A 15,713-nucleotide genomic window follows, 5' to 3' on the forward strand; every position below is an offset into this window, starting at 1 on the left:
ATGCAAGTTATTAATGTGTTAAACGTACCACATCACGGGCAATCATTACTTCTTCATCAGTTGGGATAATGATAACTTTAACTGGTGAATATGGATGGTTCACAAATTGCTCTTTTCCACGTACATTGTTTAAAGCTGGATCCCAATATACGCCCATGAATTCTAAACCTTTTAATACACGCGCACGGATTTCAGAACTATTTTCACCAATACCAGCTGTGAAGATAATTGCATCTACCCCGTTCATTTTCGCTGCGTAGGATCCAATATATTTGTGAATACCATCAGCAAATTTAGAGATAGCCAATTCAGCGCGCTCGTTACCTTCTTCAGCCGCTTGTTCAATATCACGTAAGTCGCTGGAGAAACCGGAAACACCAAGCATACCGGATTTTTTATTAAGAATATTGATTACATCATCAGCTGTTTTACCTGTTTTAGCCATTAAGAATGGGATTAAGGCAGGGTCTAAGCTTCCGGATCTTGTTCCCATTGTTAAACCTTCCAATGGAGTGAATCCCATAGTTGTATCGATAGATTTTCCGCCTTCAATTGCGGTAATACTTGCTCCATTACCTAAGTGGCAGGAGATTAAACGCAATTGCTCAAGAGGACGTTTTAATAGCTCAGCTGCACGCTCGGATACATATTTATGAGAAGTTCCGTGGAAACCATATTTACGGATTCCGTATTCTTTATAATAGTCGTATGGCAAGCTGTACAGATAAGAGCTTTCAGGCATTGTTTGGTGGAATGCTGTATCGAAAACAGCAACCGCTGGTACGTTTGGCAATACTTCACGAAAAGCTCTGATACCAGTTGCGTTCGCACGATTGTGAAGCGGCGCTAATTCAGCCAAGTCTTCAATTTGCTCCAATACTTCATCCGTAATAACAGCAGAATCCTTAAAGATTTCTCCGCCATGTACGATTCTGTGTCCAATTCCTTCAATTTCTTCAAGGGAATTGATGATTTTATATTCAGTAAGCTTTTCAAGCAAAAGCTTTACAGCAACGGAATGGTCAGGTATTTCTGTAACCATCGTTTTCTTTTCTCCATTTACTGTAATTGTAAAAATGGAGTCTTGAAGTCCGATTCTTTCTACAATCCCTTTAGTGATTACAGTTTCCTCAGGCATCTCAAATAATTGAAATTTCAAAGAGGAACTCCCAGCATTAATCGCGATTATTTTTGACATATATTCTCTGCTCCTTACATTTATGAATAGCATCGATGTTACACGGTAACTGCTTATTTTATATGTTCTCGATTCCAATTAAAACATTGAACAAGCGTTCTCGCAAGCCGAAATTACTTTGTTACCGTTTTCACAATAATATTATTTTATTTAAACAATTCTAACTTGTCAAAAAATTTATATAACGGTAATAAAACTTTCTTTTACTTTTCTTCTTCTATCCATGCATCAATTTTACTTAACATGGAAGCTGTAGCTGCCCTGTCAGATAGCTTCGGCATATTGACGAGCAAAACCTGCTTTGGTGCTTTTATATCTTTCCCTTTTTTCTGCAGGATAAGAATACTTTTAGCCGATTGCTTCGATTGGAATAAACTTTCAGGCAGCTGAATCATCCCCTGAATATATCCCTCTTCGTTAATAAATTGATGAAGAGCCTTTGCTTCAACTGTGTTGAAAAGATCATTAGGAATCAGGAAAAATAGATATGCCCCTTCTTTTGAATACGTGAAGCTTTGTTCAATTAATAAATGATGGGCATATGACATACCATTTTCAGATTTCACTTTAAAATCGGCTGCTCTCTGATCGTTTGGATAATAGCCTACCGGTAAATCACAAACTACTGCATCTGCAGGGTTAATAAACAACGGCTGCAGGCTATCCTGATGTAAAAATTGGATAGGATGGCCGATGAGATTAGCTCCACAATAGGCGAGTCGAATTAAAGTTTCATCGACCTCAACACCTGTAGCATCTAGCTCCTTTTTATCCAGTGAATTTAAAATAGAAAACAGAAGGTTACCTGTTCCGACTGCCAAATCAGTAATCGTTAACGTATCTTGATTTTTGGTGAATTTTTCGAGCAGATAAGCAAATAGAAATCCCAAGGCATCCGGAGTCATTTGATGATTTGCCTGAACATTAGATCTGCTGGATTTCAATACTGCCAATTGCCAACCTTTACGGATATCTTCTTTACTAAACTGCTCCAAAGGTTTATCCTGATAGCTGTTTTTCAAACGTTTGACTGCCAGTTCACTCAATTCTTCCTGAAGCACGGCATTATGGAACCAATTTTCTCCTGTTTCAGCGATGGCTTCCAACTCTGTAATCCCTAGTTCGTCCTGTATTATAGTTGCGGTAGATGTTATCAATTCGTATATAGATTCAACATTTGTTGTGATCATTTTAAGTTCCTCCAGCTTTTGTGCATTTTACTTTCCCCATTGTAGTATTACGTTTCATAAAGGACAAGTCTAATCATTCAAAAAAAATACGTTCATTAAAAACGCCCCTTAAACGTTAGAAAAGCCTGTCTAACTTTAAGGGGCAGAAAGTTTATATAGAGCTTTTTACTTTGCAGCTTTAGCTGCTTCAAGCGCTGCTTCATATTGCGGATGCGTAGTGCCTTCCGGTACATATTCCACATATGTCACTTTATTATTGCTGTCAACTACAAAAACAGCACGTGCCAATAAACGTAATTCTTTCATTAGTACTCCGTAAGCCTCTCCAAAAGAAGCGTCTCGGTGATCAGAAACCGTTATGACGTTTTCTAAACCTGCTGCTGCACACCAGCGTTTTTGAGCAAAAGGAAGATCCATACTTACTGTCATTACAACAACATCCCCTGCTTTTGCTGCCTCTTCATTGAATTTTCTTGTTTGAGTATCACAAACGCCTGTATCCAAAGAAGGTACGACACTAATAATTCTTACTTTTCCATCTGTATCTTTCAATGTTACTGGGGATAAATCATTAGCCAACACTGTAAAATCAGGTGCAGTGTCACCTACTTTTACTTCCTTACCAATCAATGTAACCGGATTACCTTTAAATGTTACTGTTGCCACACCAATTCCTCCTTATATTCCGATATATTCTCTACATTCTTAAGTATAGAGATATTCAAACTCTTTGTAAAAAAATAACCACATTCGCATGGAATGTGGTTATGATAAAACTTTACTAACAATCACATAAAGCTATTCCCTGATTCATTGGAAGAGGAATCTGAAGCATCCTGAGAATTAGAGTTATTTTTTTTATTGTTTTTCCCTACCTTCGAAATCATTGATTCTACCTTATCCATAGCAATCGGAGCTGAATCAAGAATTTTTTCGATTAGATGTGTACTCTCATTAAGATGAAGCATTTTTACACCATGAGCATTAACAATTAGAAACGCAATCGGTGTGATTGAAACACCACCTGCAGCTCCTCCACCGAATGGATGACGCTTCTCCTCGCCAGTACCCTGGCTTCCTCCTCGGCTAATTTGATAGTCACTGCCTCCAGCTGCATAGCCAAATCCAACCTTTGACACAGTCATTATCACACTGCCATCAGGAGTTTCTACGGGATCACCAATAATCGTATTAACATCAATCATACTTTTTAAGTTTTCCATTGCTGAATTCATAAGACCTTCAATTGGATGATTGGACATTTTATAACCTCCTGCATAGTTTTGCTTATTTCAAATTTTCATTTCCTATTCCCTTAGCATTAAACGCGCTAGCTTCCATCCTGCAACTATAGTTTTTGCCATTCGGACACGGGCTATGCATTCGATTTTCGTTTCAAATGGTTTCTTGACTGAGAAATATGGGATAATATCGATTTTAGGAGGTATCATTAATGAAAAATACTGACTGATGATACCAATAGCTCCGCCAGTTAACCCCCATAATGCTCCGGTTGCCACTGCTGTTGTTGATGCTTCACCTGTACCGTAATGAATTTCCATTTGCAAATCTGTCATTTGTATTTTAGAGGTGAATTTTTTTACAGTTTCTTGATAACTTCTAAATTGTGAAAGCATTTCCTTCAGATTCTGAAAGGCAGCTTGAACACCATCCATAGATAAAGATTCATCAGCAGAGGATTCACTTTGGTTTGATTGATTTTGTTGTCGATAAGTACTTTCTCGATAAGAAGAAGGCTGATATTTTTCGTCAGACAGCTGTACTACTTTAGAATAGTGGATAAGGCCTCTCCATAATTGAATCTTTATAATTGCCTTATTCTTTTCCTGAGTGTGATGATATTCAATATGTATCGTTACTTTCGAAAGCAAAAAGACGGATATAAGGATTAGCACAACTATACAAATCAGTAATAAAAGCTTCATCGTTTATATCCTCCCGAGTACGTCATCAAACAAACAGTATGGTCAATCATAACTGAATCTAAACTTCTCATTGACTTTTTTAACGTCGAGATAGCAAAAAGACCCCTTCTAACAGAAGGAGTCCTTTATAACCTGTATTTATTTACCGCGCTCTTCCAACACAACAACTGTATCACTGAACATATCATGAAAGCCCTGTTTCTTTGGATTAAATGCAATAACGATATAACCGAGCATAAGTACAGCGGAGATATATCGGCCAATCCATTCTCTAAAAATTACTGTTTTCCAATCCAAAGGCGTTCCATCCAATGATACCACTCTAAGACCCATAATCATTTTTCCTAGAGATTGGGCTAAAAATTTGGAAGTAAGAATGAAATACCCGAAAAATACTATCGAATCAACTATGGTATAAGCTGAGAAGATACCCGTATTATCCATAGAAATATCAAACAGTCTGAATATCGGATTGATAAATAATCGACTTATGCTGCCAATTACTATAAGATCGATGAGATAAGCCCAGAATCTCATCCAAAATCCTGCACGCAGATGGTTTGGAATAGAGTCAGGAGGCTGTATCTGTTCGTCTAAAGTCAGTTCTTCTTGATAATCTTCCATTTTCCACCCTCCTTAATTCGCAGAATATAGATACATCATCCGTGGCGATTGATTTTCAGTCATTAGGCTTTTGATCGTGCTTACCTCATCATTCACGCCTGCCCATTGCTGCATTTTCATCGAAAATAATGAGCTTAGGCTATCTGATCCAACTAAACGAACCACTTGTGCACCTTTTAGATTTTCACTTTTTTTCATATCGGCAATTACATCCTCTAAATAACCAAGCTCATCAATTAAATTAATCTCCTTTGCTTGACGGCCATCGTAGATACGCCCATCAGCAATTTTTCTTACTTCATCCTCAGGCATACTGCGCCCTTCCGCAATGACCTTCACGAATTGATCATAGGAGCTGGTAACCATCGATTGAAGAATTTCCTTTTCATCCTCTGTCACTTCTCTAAATGGATTCATAAGATCCTTAAATTTACCGCTTTTAATAGTGACCATGTCGATTCCATACTTTTCAGCTAACCCTTCAAAGTTATAGCTTTGCATAATGACTCCGAGTGACCCTGTCATTGTTTCCGGACTGGCAAATATCTTGTCGGCCGGTGTTGAAATATAATAACCTCCAGATGCAGCCTGTGAACCCATTGATACATATATTGGTTTCTTTGTTTCCTTTTTAATTTGCATTAACTTATTATGTATTTCCGCACTTTCCACGACACCTCCACCTGGGCTGTTGACGCGTAAAATAATTCCTTTGACCGTATCATTGTCCTTAATGGCATTCAATCTTTCCATAAAGGATCGGTGATTATAGGCTTCAGCCGTAAAATAACTTTCTTCCTCACCTGTGTCCTGAATGACTCCTTCTACATCCATGACAACAATTTGACTGTTCACATCCCCTTCTTCAATGATATCCTCCTCAAATAATGTATCCTCAAACAAATTTGTCATAGCAGACTCTTCACTTGAAAATGTTGAGATAGCATTCATAAGAACGGATACAAAAAATATCACCGCTGCTATTCCAAGTGCCAACCATCTTTTTTTACTCATACAAATTGTCCCCCAATCATGCTTTAAGTAGTTTTAATGTTCTTATTATTCATGATAGAATTATTATAGCACCTTATTTTGGTAAACCTATAATCAGGAGTACCAATACTAACCTACAAGGAGGGAACAAAATGGGGGAACGCAGAAATATCTTTTTTTATTACAAGCAAGGTCAAGAAATGGTGGATCAGGTCAATAAATTAAAGGATAATGCAAGCAACTACGGATTCGAACTTGTAGATGAACATAAAGATGCTAATATTATCGTTAGTGTAGGAGATGACGGAACATTTCTTCAGGCAGTACGTAAGACAGGCTTCAGAGAGGATTGCCTGTATGCAGGCATTTCATTAAACAAGCAATTAAATATGTATTGTGATTTCTACATAAATGATACGGAAAATATGGTGGAAGCAGTCACAAAGCCCGTCATTGAAGTAAGAAAATATCCTACAATTGAAGTAACGGTTGATAACCAAATAAGTTTTGATTGCTTAAATGAATGCACATTCCGTTCTGCTTTAATTAAAACAATGGCTATCGATGTTCACATTGATGACATATTATTTGAAACATTCCGTGGGGATGGGATGATAATTTCTACACCTACTGGAAGTACTGCCTACAACAAATCGGTCAACGGTGCAGTTGTAGACCCTTTGCTTGACTGTATGCAGGTGAGCGAAATAGCATCGATGAATAATAATCATTATCGTACGCTTGGTGCTTCATTTATTTTGGCTCCAGATCGTACTCTTTCTCTTCAAGTATTAGATAATGAAAACGATTACCCGATTATCGGGATGGATAATGAAGCGATGAGTATTCATCTTACCGAACGATTGGATATTAAACTGAGCGGAAGATATATCAAGACGGTAAAGTTACGTAATAATTCTTTTTGGGAAAAAGTCCACAGGACATTCCTTTAAATTTTCATACGAAGGAAACAAAAAAGATGATTCCGCTGGTCGGAATCATCTTTTTTTGACGAAAGAGGATTTTGTTTACGCCTTATATACTTCTTTCTCCTTATTTCTTAATTCGACACGCATTATTTTGCCGCTGATTGTTTTCGGCAAATCTTCCACAAAAGTAATTTTTCTTGGATATTTATATGGGGCTGTAAGCTCTTTAACATGGTTCTGCAAGGTTTGCACCAATTGAGGATCATTGACATCAACGCTATCTTGTAAGACTACGAACGCTTTTACGATTTGCCCTCTTACCTCATCCGGACTCCCTACTACAGCGCACTCCTTCACATATGGATGTTTAACAAGTGCATCCTCCACTTCAAATGGCCCAATGGTATAACCCGAACTGATAATAATATCGTCACCGCGTCCTTCAAACCAAAAATACCCGTCCTCATCTTTTTTAGCTTTATCTCCTGTAATATAAAAATCGCCTCTAAACTGCATTGCTGTCCGTTCCGGATCCTTATAGTAATTTTTAAACAACGCGGGAGTTTTAATGTGGACAGCTATATCGCCTACTTCGCCAGGTTGGCAAATCTGCCCCTCCTCATTAATAATTTCTACGTTATTTCCAGGGGTTGGTTTCCCCATGGAACCCGGCTTCACATCCATCCCCTTCATGATACCGACCAGAAGGGTATTTTCTGTTTGCCCGTATCCATCACGAACGGTGACCCCGAAATAGTTTTGAAACGTATCGATCACTTCTCTATTAAGCGGCTCACCTGCTGAAACGGCACTATGTAGGCTTCCCAGGCTATATTGATCGAGGCTGTCTACCTTCGCCATCAATCGATATTCCGTAGGGGTACAGCATAAAACAGTAATTGAATGCTGATCAATTAATTTTAAATATTTCTCTGCTTCAAACTTTCCGTGATATACAAACCCAGTAGCTCCCGATCCAAGAACAGATAAAAAGGGACTCCAAATCCACTTTTGCCATCCAGGTCCGGCTGTAGCCCATACAACATCATCTTCACCTATTGATAACCAGTTTGAGGCAGCTGTTCTGAGATGTGCATAGGCCCAGCTATGAGTGTGGACAACTCCCTTTGGTTGCCCTGTTGTACCTGAAGTATAGGATAAAAAGGCCATATCATCTCCCATGGTTTTCACCATTTGTAACTCTTCTGAAGCGTCTTTCATTCGTTCATCCAGTTGAATCCACCCATCTTCATTTCCATTTATAACAAATGATTTCAGTGAATCCTCCGATATAATTTCTGTAAATAAAGAGGTATGAGGCTTATGAACAATTACCGCTTTTGCTTCTGCATGCTTGCTTCGATAAACAAGATCTTTTTCTCGAAGCATTTCAGAACATGGTATGACCACTGTACCTATTTTTAAAGCAGCTAAGTAAATCACATACGCTTCAATAAAGCGAGGAATCATGACGAGAATTTTATCCCCCTCCCTCAACCCTTCCTCTAACAAAATATTGCCAACTCTATTCACCCTTTTAATCAATTCTCCATACGTAATTTTTTGTGTTTCCCCGTATTCATTTTCCCAAATCAAAGCGATTTTGGTTTCGTTCTTACTGTTATTTTCTACCTCGCTGACTAGATTATATTGTTCTGGTGCGATCAGGTTCTGTTGATTCATATCCTTCTCCTTCCTTAAAACAAATAATGTTAATCAAACTCTATTATACATTGTTTTACAAATAATGGATTAAGAGAGTGGAAAAAGATTGGCTCTTACAATGGCTTTCAACATACAAAAAAAAGAAAGCGGACTAAAAATCCGCTTTCTTGTAGCCATGTTATTTAATTATCTGGAGAATCCTCCACCCAATTGTTGTTCAGCCATTTGAACAAGACGCTTAGTAATCTCTCCTCCAACAGAACCGTTAGCACGAGAAGTTGTTTCTGCTCCAAGTTGTACACCGAACTCAGAAGCGATTTCATATTTCATTTGGTCAAGAGCTTGTTCAACTCCTGGTACCAAAAGATTGTTTGAGTTATTTGACATGTGTTTTTCACCTCCTTGTGATAATAGAGTGTGTAAAAACACATATCTTCATTCCGGATTTAAAATGGTAATTGTTCACAAATAAATTTAGAATAAATCCTCTGTTTCCGATTCTTTCTCCTTACCTGTGAAAACTAACATTTCTGTTTTATCCAATGCCTCTTTAATTAAAGGTTCAAAATCGACATAGCTCTCATAATGACCGACTTTTTCTCTTTTTGGCTTAGTTTTGGGATTAGCTGGTGTAAACACCGTACAGCAATCCTCAAAAGGACGTATGGATATCTCATGAGTATCAATTTTCTCTGCAATTTCAATAATATCTGTTTTATCCATTGCTATAAGCGGCCTCAGAATTGGTGTATTTGTAACCTCATTAATTGTAAACATGCTTTCCATCGTCTGGCTGGCTACTTGGCCTAAACTTTCACCAGTCACAATCGCGAGCGCATTTTGTTTTTCTCTGATTGCATCAGTAATTCGCAGCATCAATCTGCGTGTGGTTGTCATTGTGTAGTTATCAGGTATTTGCTTTTGAATCAATTTTTGAATTTCGGTAAATGGCACAACATGCAGTACCATACGTCCATTGACTTCTGCCAGCTTATTCGCTAAATCAATTACCTTTTGTTTCGAGCGTTCGCTTGTGAAGGGAGGACTGTAGAAATGTACACATTCAATCTCTACTCCCCTTTTCATCGTTAAATATCCCGCAACCGGGCTATCAATCCCTCCAGAAAGCATGAGCATTGCTGAGCCGCTGCTTCCTATTGGCAATCCGCCAGCTCCAATAATTTTTTCACCCGTAATATAAGCAGCATCCTGGCGTACTTCGACTCTCAATTTCAAATCTGGATTGTGAACATCGACCGTTAAACCGTCTACATGCTGCAAGCAATATCCCCCTACCAAGCCATTTAAATCATATGTTGAATAGGGATAGGTTTTATCAGCACGCTTAGCATCAATTTTAAACGTACGAATTTTTGTTGTTAGATGATTTATATAAAACAAAGCTGATTCCTGAATGGCTGAGATTTCTTTATCAACCTTTAAAGCCGGACTTATCGAAGAAATGCCATATATTTTTTTGAGAATATCCATAATCGGCTTGTAATCTGCACCTTGTAAGTGAACATACATTCTCTCGTGCTGCGCCTCAATACGAACCTCCGGATAATCTGACAATGCTTTTTTTATATTTTTACGTAATTGAACAATAAAGCCTTTACGATTCCTTTTCTTCAATGTAATCTCACCATAGCGGATTACGATATGATCAAATCTTATCATTTCTTTCTTACCTCACTTAACATTTGGATTGCTCTTTCAATTTCCTTAAGTGCCTGCTCTATTTCTTCCTTCGAATGATCATAATCTAAGCTTATTCGTATGGAACTGCCGGCTATTTGCTCATTTTTTCCCATAGCGAGAAGTGTTTGGCTAACCGTTTTTTTCTTTGATGAACAAGCACTGTTTGTTGAGACATAGATTCCAAACTCACCCAAAGTATGAACGAATGTCTCTGATTTAAGTCCCGGAATTGAAAAATTAATAATATGTGGAGCTGCATGTTCTATAGGTGAATTGATGACAACATTCTCCATTTTGGATAGCTCTTGAAGTATCAGAGTACGGTACTCGTTCATTCTTCTACTGCCGTCCCTGCTCTTTTCGATTGCCAATCTCATTGCTTTTGCCAAAGATACGGCCCCAGCCAAGCTTTCCGTCCCACTGCGCATGCCTCTTTCTTGGTTCCCCCCGGCAATTAACGGTGAAAGTGTAATTCCCTCTCTGGCAAATAGAATTCCGGTGCCTTTTAATCCATGGAATTTATGTCCTGATAAAGAATATAAATCGATATGAGCATCACGTAAAGAGAGTTCGACTTTACCAAAGCCCTGAACCCCATCTACATGAAAATGTATTTTAGGATAACTCTTCAAAAAATGTCCTATTTCATAAATTGGTTGTACAGTTCCCACTTCGTTATTAACATGCATAACTGACACCAATATTGTATCTTCTCGGATTGCTTCCTTAACTTGCTCAATTTCAACTCTGCCATCTTGATTAACAGGCAAGTACGTTACGTCATAGCCAAGTTCCTTTAGCTGTTCAAACGGTCTTTTTACGGAAGGATGCTCGATTGAGGTGGTAATAATATGCTTCCCTCTGTTTCGATAATTTTCTGCTATTCCTTTTATGGCCAGATTATTGCTTTCAGACCCTCCTGAAGTAAAGATAATCTCTGTAGCCTTTACTCCCAGAAGACCCGCGACCTGTTCTCTAGCCTGTGCTAACAGTTTTTCTGACTTCCCTCCGAAGCCATGTAAAGAGGATGGATTCCCCCAGAAATCGGCAGTAACCTTTGCGAAGGAATCAATCACTTCCTTATAGGGTTTTGTTGTCGCGCTATTATCTAAATAAATCATGCTTTTTCCCCTTCCTATCAATAAGAAAATGTAGCATATCCTGTCCTGTTTATAAAGTAATTTTCTCTTATGCCTCTATCTTATGCTGGATTGAACAAAGAAAAAAACCAGACTGGTAAGTCCAGACTGGTCTATACATTGCTATGTTCAAGATACTCTTGGATTTTTTTTAACGAACCCGGTTCAACTTTTTCAATTGCCTCAGCTGCATGCTCTAAAGCATCTTGGTATTGATAATTGCGGAATTGCTTTTCTGCTTCGGTCAGGGCAATAGCAACTGAAGGGAATTTGCTTCTATATCGATTGCCGTATTGAATAACCTTCTCGGCCAACATTACTTGTTCAGTCAATTCAACAGTAGCCTCCTGAACACGACTAACCGCAACACTTGCAATATCCAGATGGTGCATGACTGCATTCATATTCAATGGTTTTTCTTCCAATTTCTCTTTTACTTCTTCAATGCTTTCTTTTGCTTGTATAACCATTAATTCATAAGAAGTTGGAAGACCCGGTAAATTGCTTCCTTTGATGATTCGTAAGGATTCCGTCATGCTTTGATGCAACTTCCTTATCGTTTCTCTTGATTCCAATTCATCCTTACGCAGAGTATTTAATTTCTCTTCAAATTCTTTTTGTAAGTCTTTCAGTTCATCCAATTTGGATTCAAGCTCAACGATGTCCTCTTTTAATACCGTATAAGCTGTCTCTCTTTCGTATATTTTCTCTTTAAGCATTTCCCATTTTGATTTCAATGTAATCAGTGTTTTATCAAGATTAGAACGTGCATCAAGTTCCTTCTCCGGCATTTGATAGATTTGTTTCACCAATTCTGTCTCTTCATCAAGTCTCTCAAGCTGATCAATTGATTTATCTAGCTTTTGCTGATACAAATCCTTAACTGATAAAACATACTGACGTGCCACAACCTCTTTTTCCAACAAATCATAATAGGATTGAATGGATTCGTTTAATTCCTCGATTCCTTTTGCAGCTTCTTCGGTGTTTATGTCAACAATATATTCCTTATATTTTTCTAGATTTTCTTCCATTTTTTCAATTTCATTTTCAAAAAACATATGACTTAACGGATATCCTTGCTCACACATTTCCGCATATCCCATTTTAAGTTCATGCAAAAGTCCCGGTATATGTATTTGGCAATGCCCAATTAAATCAGGAATCAAATCCAATTTTTCTTTCAGGTTTTGCAATTTAGCCTGGATGCCCAGTACTTGCTCTCTAGCCTCTAAGTAATCACCTGATTCTGTTTGGTTATTGAATGTGTCAAAATCCAGAGCAAGCTTATCAAATTCCTCTTCCAATTTACCCGCAGCTTCACCAAATGAATGACGGTGTGCCAATAAACGTTTCTTCTGTTCACGATAAGCTAATAAAAGCTCTTCAACTAATTTTTTATTTTGCTCCTCGCTGCCCACCAATTCATTTAATTCATGCAGCATCGCTGAAAGTGTAATTTCGATTTCTTCAATAATATGCTCAATCTTCTTTTGAACCTGCACTGATTTATTAAATCGGTACTTGTCAGCATATTCTTCTGCATCAAACAGCAGGGTCTCAACATCGGCAAGGCGATCCGTTTGGATTGTATCCCATTCGTTACGCCATCTTTCAAACATTCTCTCTGTTTGACCAGTCATATTCAAACTTTTTACCCTGGCTAATTCTTCTGCTATCGGCCTGTTCATGATGTCAATTTTTTTCTCTGCAAGTCTATCTATTTCTTTGTAGTGTTTCTTCCTTGCCAATATTCCAATAATAAAGGCAATAAAGATAATCACCAATATCCCTATTACATACTCCATATGAAGCCTCCTATTCAAAACGAGACAGATAATATATATAAATAAGTTCAATATCAATGATTTAATGATAACATGGTATAAAGTATTTTTAACTAATAAAATCTACTTTTTCTACAAAAAATTATTCAATGCCCTCTTTTAATGTCCAGAAAATATATTTTATTTAAAATATTTGTCGAAAAGGAGGCTTTCTCGATGAAATTTAAGGACGGACATGTACATACCCCATATTGTCCGCACGGAACAGATGAACCCGTTTTTGCTTATATTGAAAAAGCGATAGCGCTGGGGTACGAAGAAATCACCTTTACCGAACACGCTCCTTTACCAAAAGGGTTTATTGATCCGGCTCCAACACGGGATAGTTCCATACAAATGGATCAGTTATTCACATATATAGAGGAAATAAGGCGTTGTAAAGAGAAGTATAAGGCGAAGGTTGCTATTAATATTGGTTTGGAAGTGGATTATATAGATGGCTGGGAACAGGAAACAACAGAATTCCTGAATGAAATTGGCCCTTATTTGGATGACTCGATTCTGTCGGTTCACTTTTTAAAGAATCAAAACGACTGGTATTGCCTGGATTATAGTGAAACAGAATTCGGTCATATGATAGAACAATACCAATCTGTTGATCAACTATATAAGGCTTATTACCATACCCTTCAAAAATCGATTATAAGTGATTTGGGGACATTTAAGCCCAAACGGGTAGGCCATATTTCTCTAATTACAAAATTCCAGAAAAAGTATCCAAGCAATGCCCCATTAGAATCCTATTTACTACCAATACTTTCATTAATAAAAGAACGTGGGTATGAACTGGATTTAAACACGGCCGGCCTTTTTAAACCCTTGTGCGGTGAGACGTACCCTCCCATCCCCTTTATTCAGGCAGCCATAAAAATGGGGATCCCTCTCTGTTATGGATCTGACGCTCACCATCCGAAAGATCTTGGAAGAGGATTAGATGTACTAAAAACAAAAATCTTAACAAACGAATAATCGCTTAGCATCCAGTCAGATGGGGACAGGGCAAACACGCTCCTCAAATAAGCAGTCATTAAGAAATCGTTCAATCTCTAACTGATACTTGTTTATAAAATACAATTCGTTCGTAAATAATTGCCAAACCTCACTGAAGTATTGGGCCTGAATAAAGGGTTCATTCAGTAATGCTTTTAGCTTCATGACAAACATAGATGGATTAATCTTTTTTAATTCACCGCAATCCATACCAGCATCAAGGAATAAATTAATATAAAATTTTTCTTTCGATAAATAGGTTGTATAGATTTCTCTGTTCAGGCTTGAGTCTACTGATATTTCTCTTAATACAAGACGTGTTAATAGGAACTTTTCTCTGTAATAATGCAAGCAAAATTTGGTATACTTTAAGACACATTCTTTCGGACCAATGAGTGGGAGTTGTTCAGCGATATTTTCAATACCGCTTATATAGCCTTCGAAGAAATCTGTAAAACAATATTCAAGGAGACCTTGCTTATGCTGAAAGTGATAAGCTATATTTGCTGAATTACCTCCGGCACGGCCAGCGATATCTCTGATTGAAGTTGCTGAATAACCTTTCATATAGAATAAATAGACAGCAGCTTCAAAAATATCATCTTTTTTATTCGATAGTTTATCCATAAATTTATCTTCCCCCTTTATGATTAACATTCTCTAGGAATGTCAGATGACAAAGTGAAACCTTGCTCGGCGGGGAGTTCTTTCATCCAACACCGAGTATTCGTTGAACCAATCGGGGATATTGCGCTAAGACCTACACAGAACCGTAATAGAAGTGAAGTCTTCGTGCTAATTTGAAAGGAATAAAAGCCGTTCTAGCATAAGCTGTGCGTTCACATGTATTTTCTCTTATACATGAAGTAGTTCTTCTTTTTAGAGACTTATCCTTCTATAACTTCTCGACAAAAAAGACAGTACTGACTATGGTTAGAGGTTATTCTCTATTGAGGGTAACAATGAAAGGAGAATGATGATGTTTCAAGTCGGAAAATATAAAAAAACGAAACCAGAAAACTATCAAATGGTTAGCAAACAGCTGGAAGCCCTAATAGATGGTGAAACAAATTTAATTGCCAATTTGAGCAATGCTTCTGCCCTTTTAAATCAATTTTTGGACGACGTGAACTGGGTAGGATTCTACCTATATGAAGAGGAGCAACTGATACTTGGACCATTTCAAGGTCTCCCAGCCTGCATTCGAATTCCTTTAGGCAAGGGAGTATGCGGAACAGCGGCAGAAAAAAGAGAAATAATCAGGGTAATGGACGTACATCAATTCCCTGGACACATCGCCTGTGATGCTGCCACTCAATCAGAAATCGTTTTGCCGATTCTGAAGGATGGCCGTCTGATTGGTGTACTTGATATAGACAGTCCATCAAAGAATCGTTTTGACAAAGAAGATGAACATGGATTAAAACAATTTGTTGATATACTTGTCCAATCAATTTAAAAAACAAAAGGCTAAGCCAAAAATGAGCTTAG

General features: G+C 37.8%; 16 protein-coding genes. 3 read left to right on the forward strand and 13 right to left on the reverse strand.

The window, feature by feature from the left end; genetic code table 11:
• Positions 1-10 precede the first annotated feature (10 nt).
• From AC4BHA_RS08865 to sppA, 7 genes are all read right to left on the reverse strand, one after another.
• Positions 11-1,198 carry an acetate kinase gene (locus AC4BHA_RS08865; protein WP_066108974.1) on the reverse strand — a complete coding sequence of 396 codons (1,188 nt, stop codon included), beginning with the start codon at positions 1,196-1,198 and terminating at the stop codon, positions 11-13.
• A gap of 203 nt (positions 1,199-1,401) precedes the next feature.
• Entirely contained in the window at positions 1,402-2,388 is a 987-nt protein-coding gene (locus tag AC4BHA_RS08870; RefSeq protein ID WP_139892796.1) for a class I SAM-dependent methyltransferase, read from the reverse strand.
• 165 nt (positions 2,389-2,553) lie between these two features.
• Positions 2,554-3,054: a thiol peroxidase gene (tpx, locus tag AC4BHA_RS08875; RefSeq protein ID WP_066108980.1), complete on the reverse strand. Its 501-nt coding sequence runs from the start codon at positions 3,052-3,054 to the stop codon at positions 2,554-2,556.
• A 122-nt stretch (positions 3,055-3,176) separates the two neighbouring features.
• Complete coding sequence (gene ytfJ, locus AC4BHA_RS08880; RefSeq protein ID WP_066108985.1) at positions 3,177-3,650, reverse strand: GerW family sporulation protein; 474 nt, start codon at positions 3,648-3,650, stop codon at positions 3,177-3,179.
• 45 nt (positions 3,651-3,695) lie between these two features.
• Positions 3,696-4,334 (reverse strand): DUF2953 domain-containing protein, encoded by a 639-nt coding sequence (locus tag AC4BHA_RS08885; protein WP_139892795.1) that lies wholly within the window; start codon positions 4,332-4,334, stop codon positions 3,696-3,698.
• Between the two features lie 138 nt (positions 4,335-4,472).
• Complete coding sequence (locus tag AC4BHA_RS08890) at positions 4,473-4,958, reverse strand: RDD family protein (RefSeq protein WP_077248180.1); 486 nt, start codon at positions 4,956-4,958, stop codon at positions 4,473-4,475.
• Between the two features lie 12 nt (positions 4,959-4,970).
• On the reverse strand, positions 4,971-5,972 hold the full coding sequence (gene sppA, locus AC4BHA_RS08895; protein ID WP_066108993.1) for a signal peptide peptidase SppA: 1,002 nt from the start codon (positions 5,970-5,972) through the stop codon (positions 4,971-4,973).
• A 131-nt stretch (positions 5,973-6,103) separates the two neighbouring features.
• On the opposite strand from sppA, the gene AC4BHA_RS08900 reads away from it, so the two are divergent.
• A complete protein-coding gene (locus AC4BHA_RS08900; protein ID WP_066108994.1) occupies positions 6,104-6,904 on the forward strand; it encodes an NAD kinase in 801 nt (266 codons plus the stop codon).
• 75 nt (positions 6,905-6,979) lie between these two features.
• On the opposite strand, the gene mbcS is transcribed toward AC4BHA_RS08900, so the two are convergent.
• The 5 genes from mbcS to ezrA all read right to left on the reverse strand — a co-directional run bounded on the left by mbcS (position 6,980) and on the right by ezrA (position 13,193).
• Positions 6,980-8,563, reverse strand: coding sequence for an acyl-CoA synthetase MbcS (gene mbcS / locus AC4BHA_RS08905; RefSeq protein ID WP_066108997.1), 1,584 nt, complete (start codon positions 8,561-8,563; stop codon positions 6,980-6,982).
• Positions 8,564-8,731: 168 nt separating this feature from the next.
• A complete protein-coding gene (locus tag AC4BHA_RS08910; RefSeq protein WP_066109002.1) occupies positions 8,732-8,932 on the reverse strand; it encodes an alpha/beta-type small acid-soluble spore protein in 201 nt (66 codons plus the stop codon).
• Between the two features lie 87 nt (positions 8,933-9,019).
• Positions 9,020-10,222, reverse strand: a complete 1,203-nt coding sequence (gene thiI / locus AC4BHA_RS08915) for a tRNA uracil 4-sulfurtransferase ThiI (RefSeq protein WP_066109256.1) — start codon at positions 10,220-10,222, stop codon at positions 9,020-9,022.
• Positions 10,222-11,367, reverse strand: a complete 1,146-nt coding sequence (locus tag AC4BHA_RS08920; protein ID WP_066109005.1) for a cysteine desulfurase family protein — start codon at positions 11,365-11,367, stop codon at positions 10,222-10,224. The genes thiI and AC4BHA_RS08920 overlap by 1 nt, the downstream gene beginning before the upstream one ends.
• Positions 11,368-11,498: 131 nt before the next feature.
• Positions 11,499-13,193: a septation ring formation regulator EzrA gene (gene ezrA / locus AC4BHA_RS08925; RefSeq protein WP_139892793.1), complete on the reverse strand. Its 1,695-nt coding sequence runs from the start codon at positions 13,191-13,193 to the stop codon at positions 11,499-11,501.
• Positions 13,194-13,388: 195 nt separating this feature from the next.
• On the opposite strand from ezrA, the gene hisJ reads away from it, so the two are divergent.
• On the forward strand, positions 13,389-14,201 hold the full coding sequence (hisJ, locus tag AC4BHA_RS08930) for a histidinol-phosphatase HisJ (protein ID WP_490558453.1): 813 nt from the start codon (positions 13,389-13,391) through the stop codon (positions 14,199-14,201).
• Between the two features lie 15 nt (positions 14,202-14,216).
• Here the strand turns inward: hisJ and refZ are convergent, their stop codons facing one another.
• Positions 14,217-14,849 carry a forespore capture DNA-binding protein RefZ gene (refZ, locus tag AC4BHA_RS08935; protein ID WP_066109013.1) on the reverse strand — a complete coding sequence of 211 codons (633 nt, stop codon included), beginning with the start codon at positions 14,847-14,849 and terminating at the stop codon, positions 14,217-14,219.
• Between the two features lie 352 nt (positions 14,850-15,201).
• On the opposite strand from refZ, the gene AC4BHA_RS08940 reads away from it, so the two are divergent.
• Positions 15,202-15,681: a GAF domain-containing protein gene (locus tag AC4BHA_RS08940; protein WP_066109018.1), complete on the forward strand. Its 480-nt coding sequence runs from the start codon at positions 15,202-15,204 to the stop codon at positions 15,679-15,681.
• Positions 15,682-15,713 lie beyond the last annotated feature (32 nt).

Source organism: Pradoshia sp. Z3_51, from assembly GCF_058215915.1.

Coding starts and splice junctions, on each gene's coding strand:
- AC4BHA_RS08865 (WP_066108974.1), bottom strand. CDS start 1,198: ATGTCAAAAATAATCGCGATTAATGCTGGGAGTTCCTCTTTGAAATTT.
- AC4BHA_RS08870 (WP_139892796.1), bottom strand. CDS start 2,388: ATGATCACAACAAATGTTGAATCTATATACGAATTGATAACATCTACC.
- ytfJ (WP_066108985.1), bottom strand. CDS start 3,650: ATGTCCAATCATCCAATTGAAGGTCTTATGAATTCAGCAATGGAAAAC.
- AC4BHA_RS08885 (WP_139892795.1), bottom strand. CDS start 4,334: ATGAAGCTTTTATTACTGATTTGTATAGTTGTGCTAATCCTTATATCC.
- AC4BHA_RS08890 (WP_077248180.1), bottom strand. CDS start 4,958: ATGGAAGATTATCAAGAAGAACTGACTTTAGACGAACAGATACAGCCT.
- sppA (WP_066108993.1), bottom strand. CDS start 5,972: ATGAGTAAAAAAAGATGGTTGGCACTTGGAATAGCAGCGGTGATATTT.
- AC4BHA_RS08900 (WP_066108994.1), top strand. CDS start 6,104: ATGGGGGAACGCAGAAATATCTTTTTTTATTACAAGCAAGGTCAAGAA.
- mbcS (WP_066108997.1), bottom strand. CDS start 8,563: ATGAATCAACAGAACCTGATCGCACCAGAACAATATAATCTAGTCAGC.
- AC4BHA_RS08910 (WP_066109002.1), bottom strand. CDS start 8,932: ATGTCAAATAACTCAAACAATCTTTTGGTACCAGGAGTTGAACAAGCT.
- AC4BHA_RS08920 (WP_066109005.1), bottom strand. CDS start 11,367: ATGATTTATTTAGATAATAGCGCGACAACAAAACCCTATAAGGAAGTG.
- ezrA (WP_139892793.1), bottom strand. CDS start 13,193: ATGGAGTATGTAATAGGGATATTGGTGATTATCTTTATTGCCTTTATT.
- hisJ (WP_490558453.1), top strand. CDS start 13,389: ATGAAATTTAAGGACGGACATGTACATACCCCATATTGTCCGCACGGA.
- refZ (WP_066109013.1), bottom strand. CDS start 14,849: ATGGATAAACTATCGAATAAAAAAGATGATATTTTTGAAGCTGCTGTC.
- AC4BHA_RS08940 (WP_066109018.1), top strand. CDS start 15,202: ATGTTTCAAGTCGGAAAATATAAAAAAACGAAACCAGAAAACTATCAA.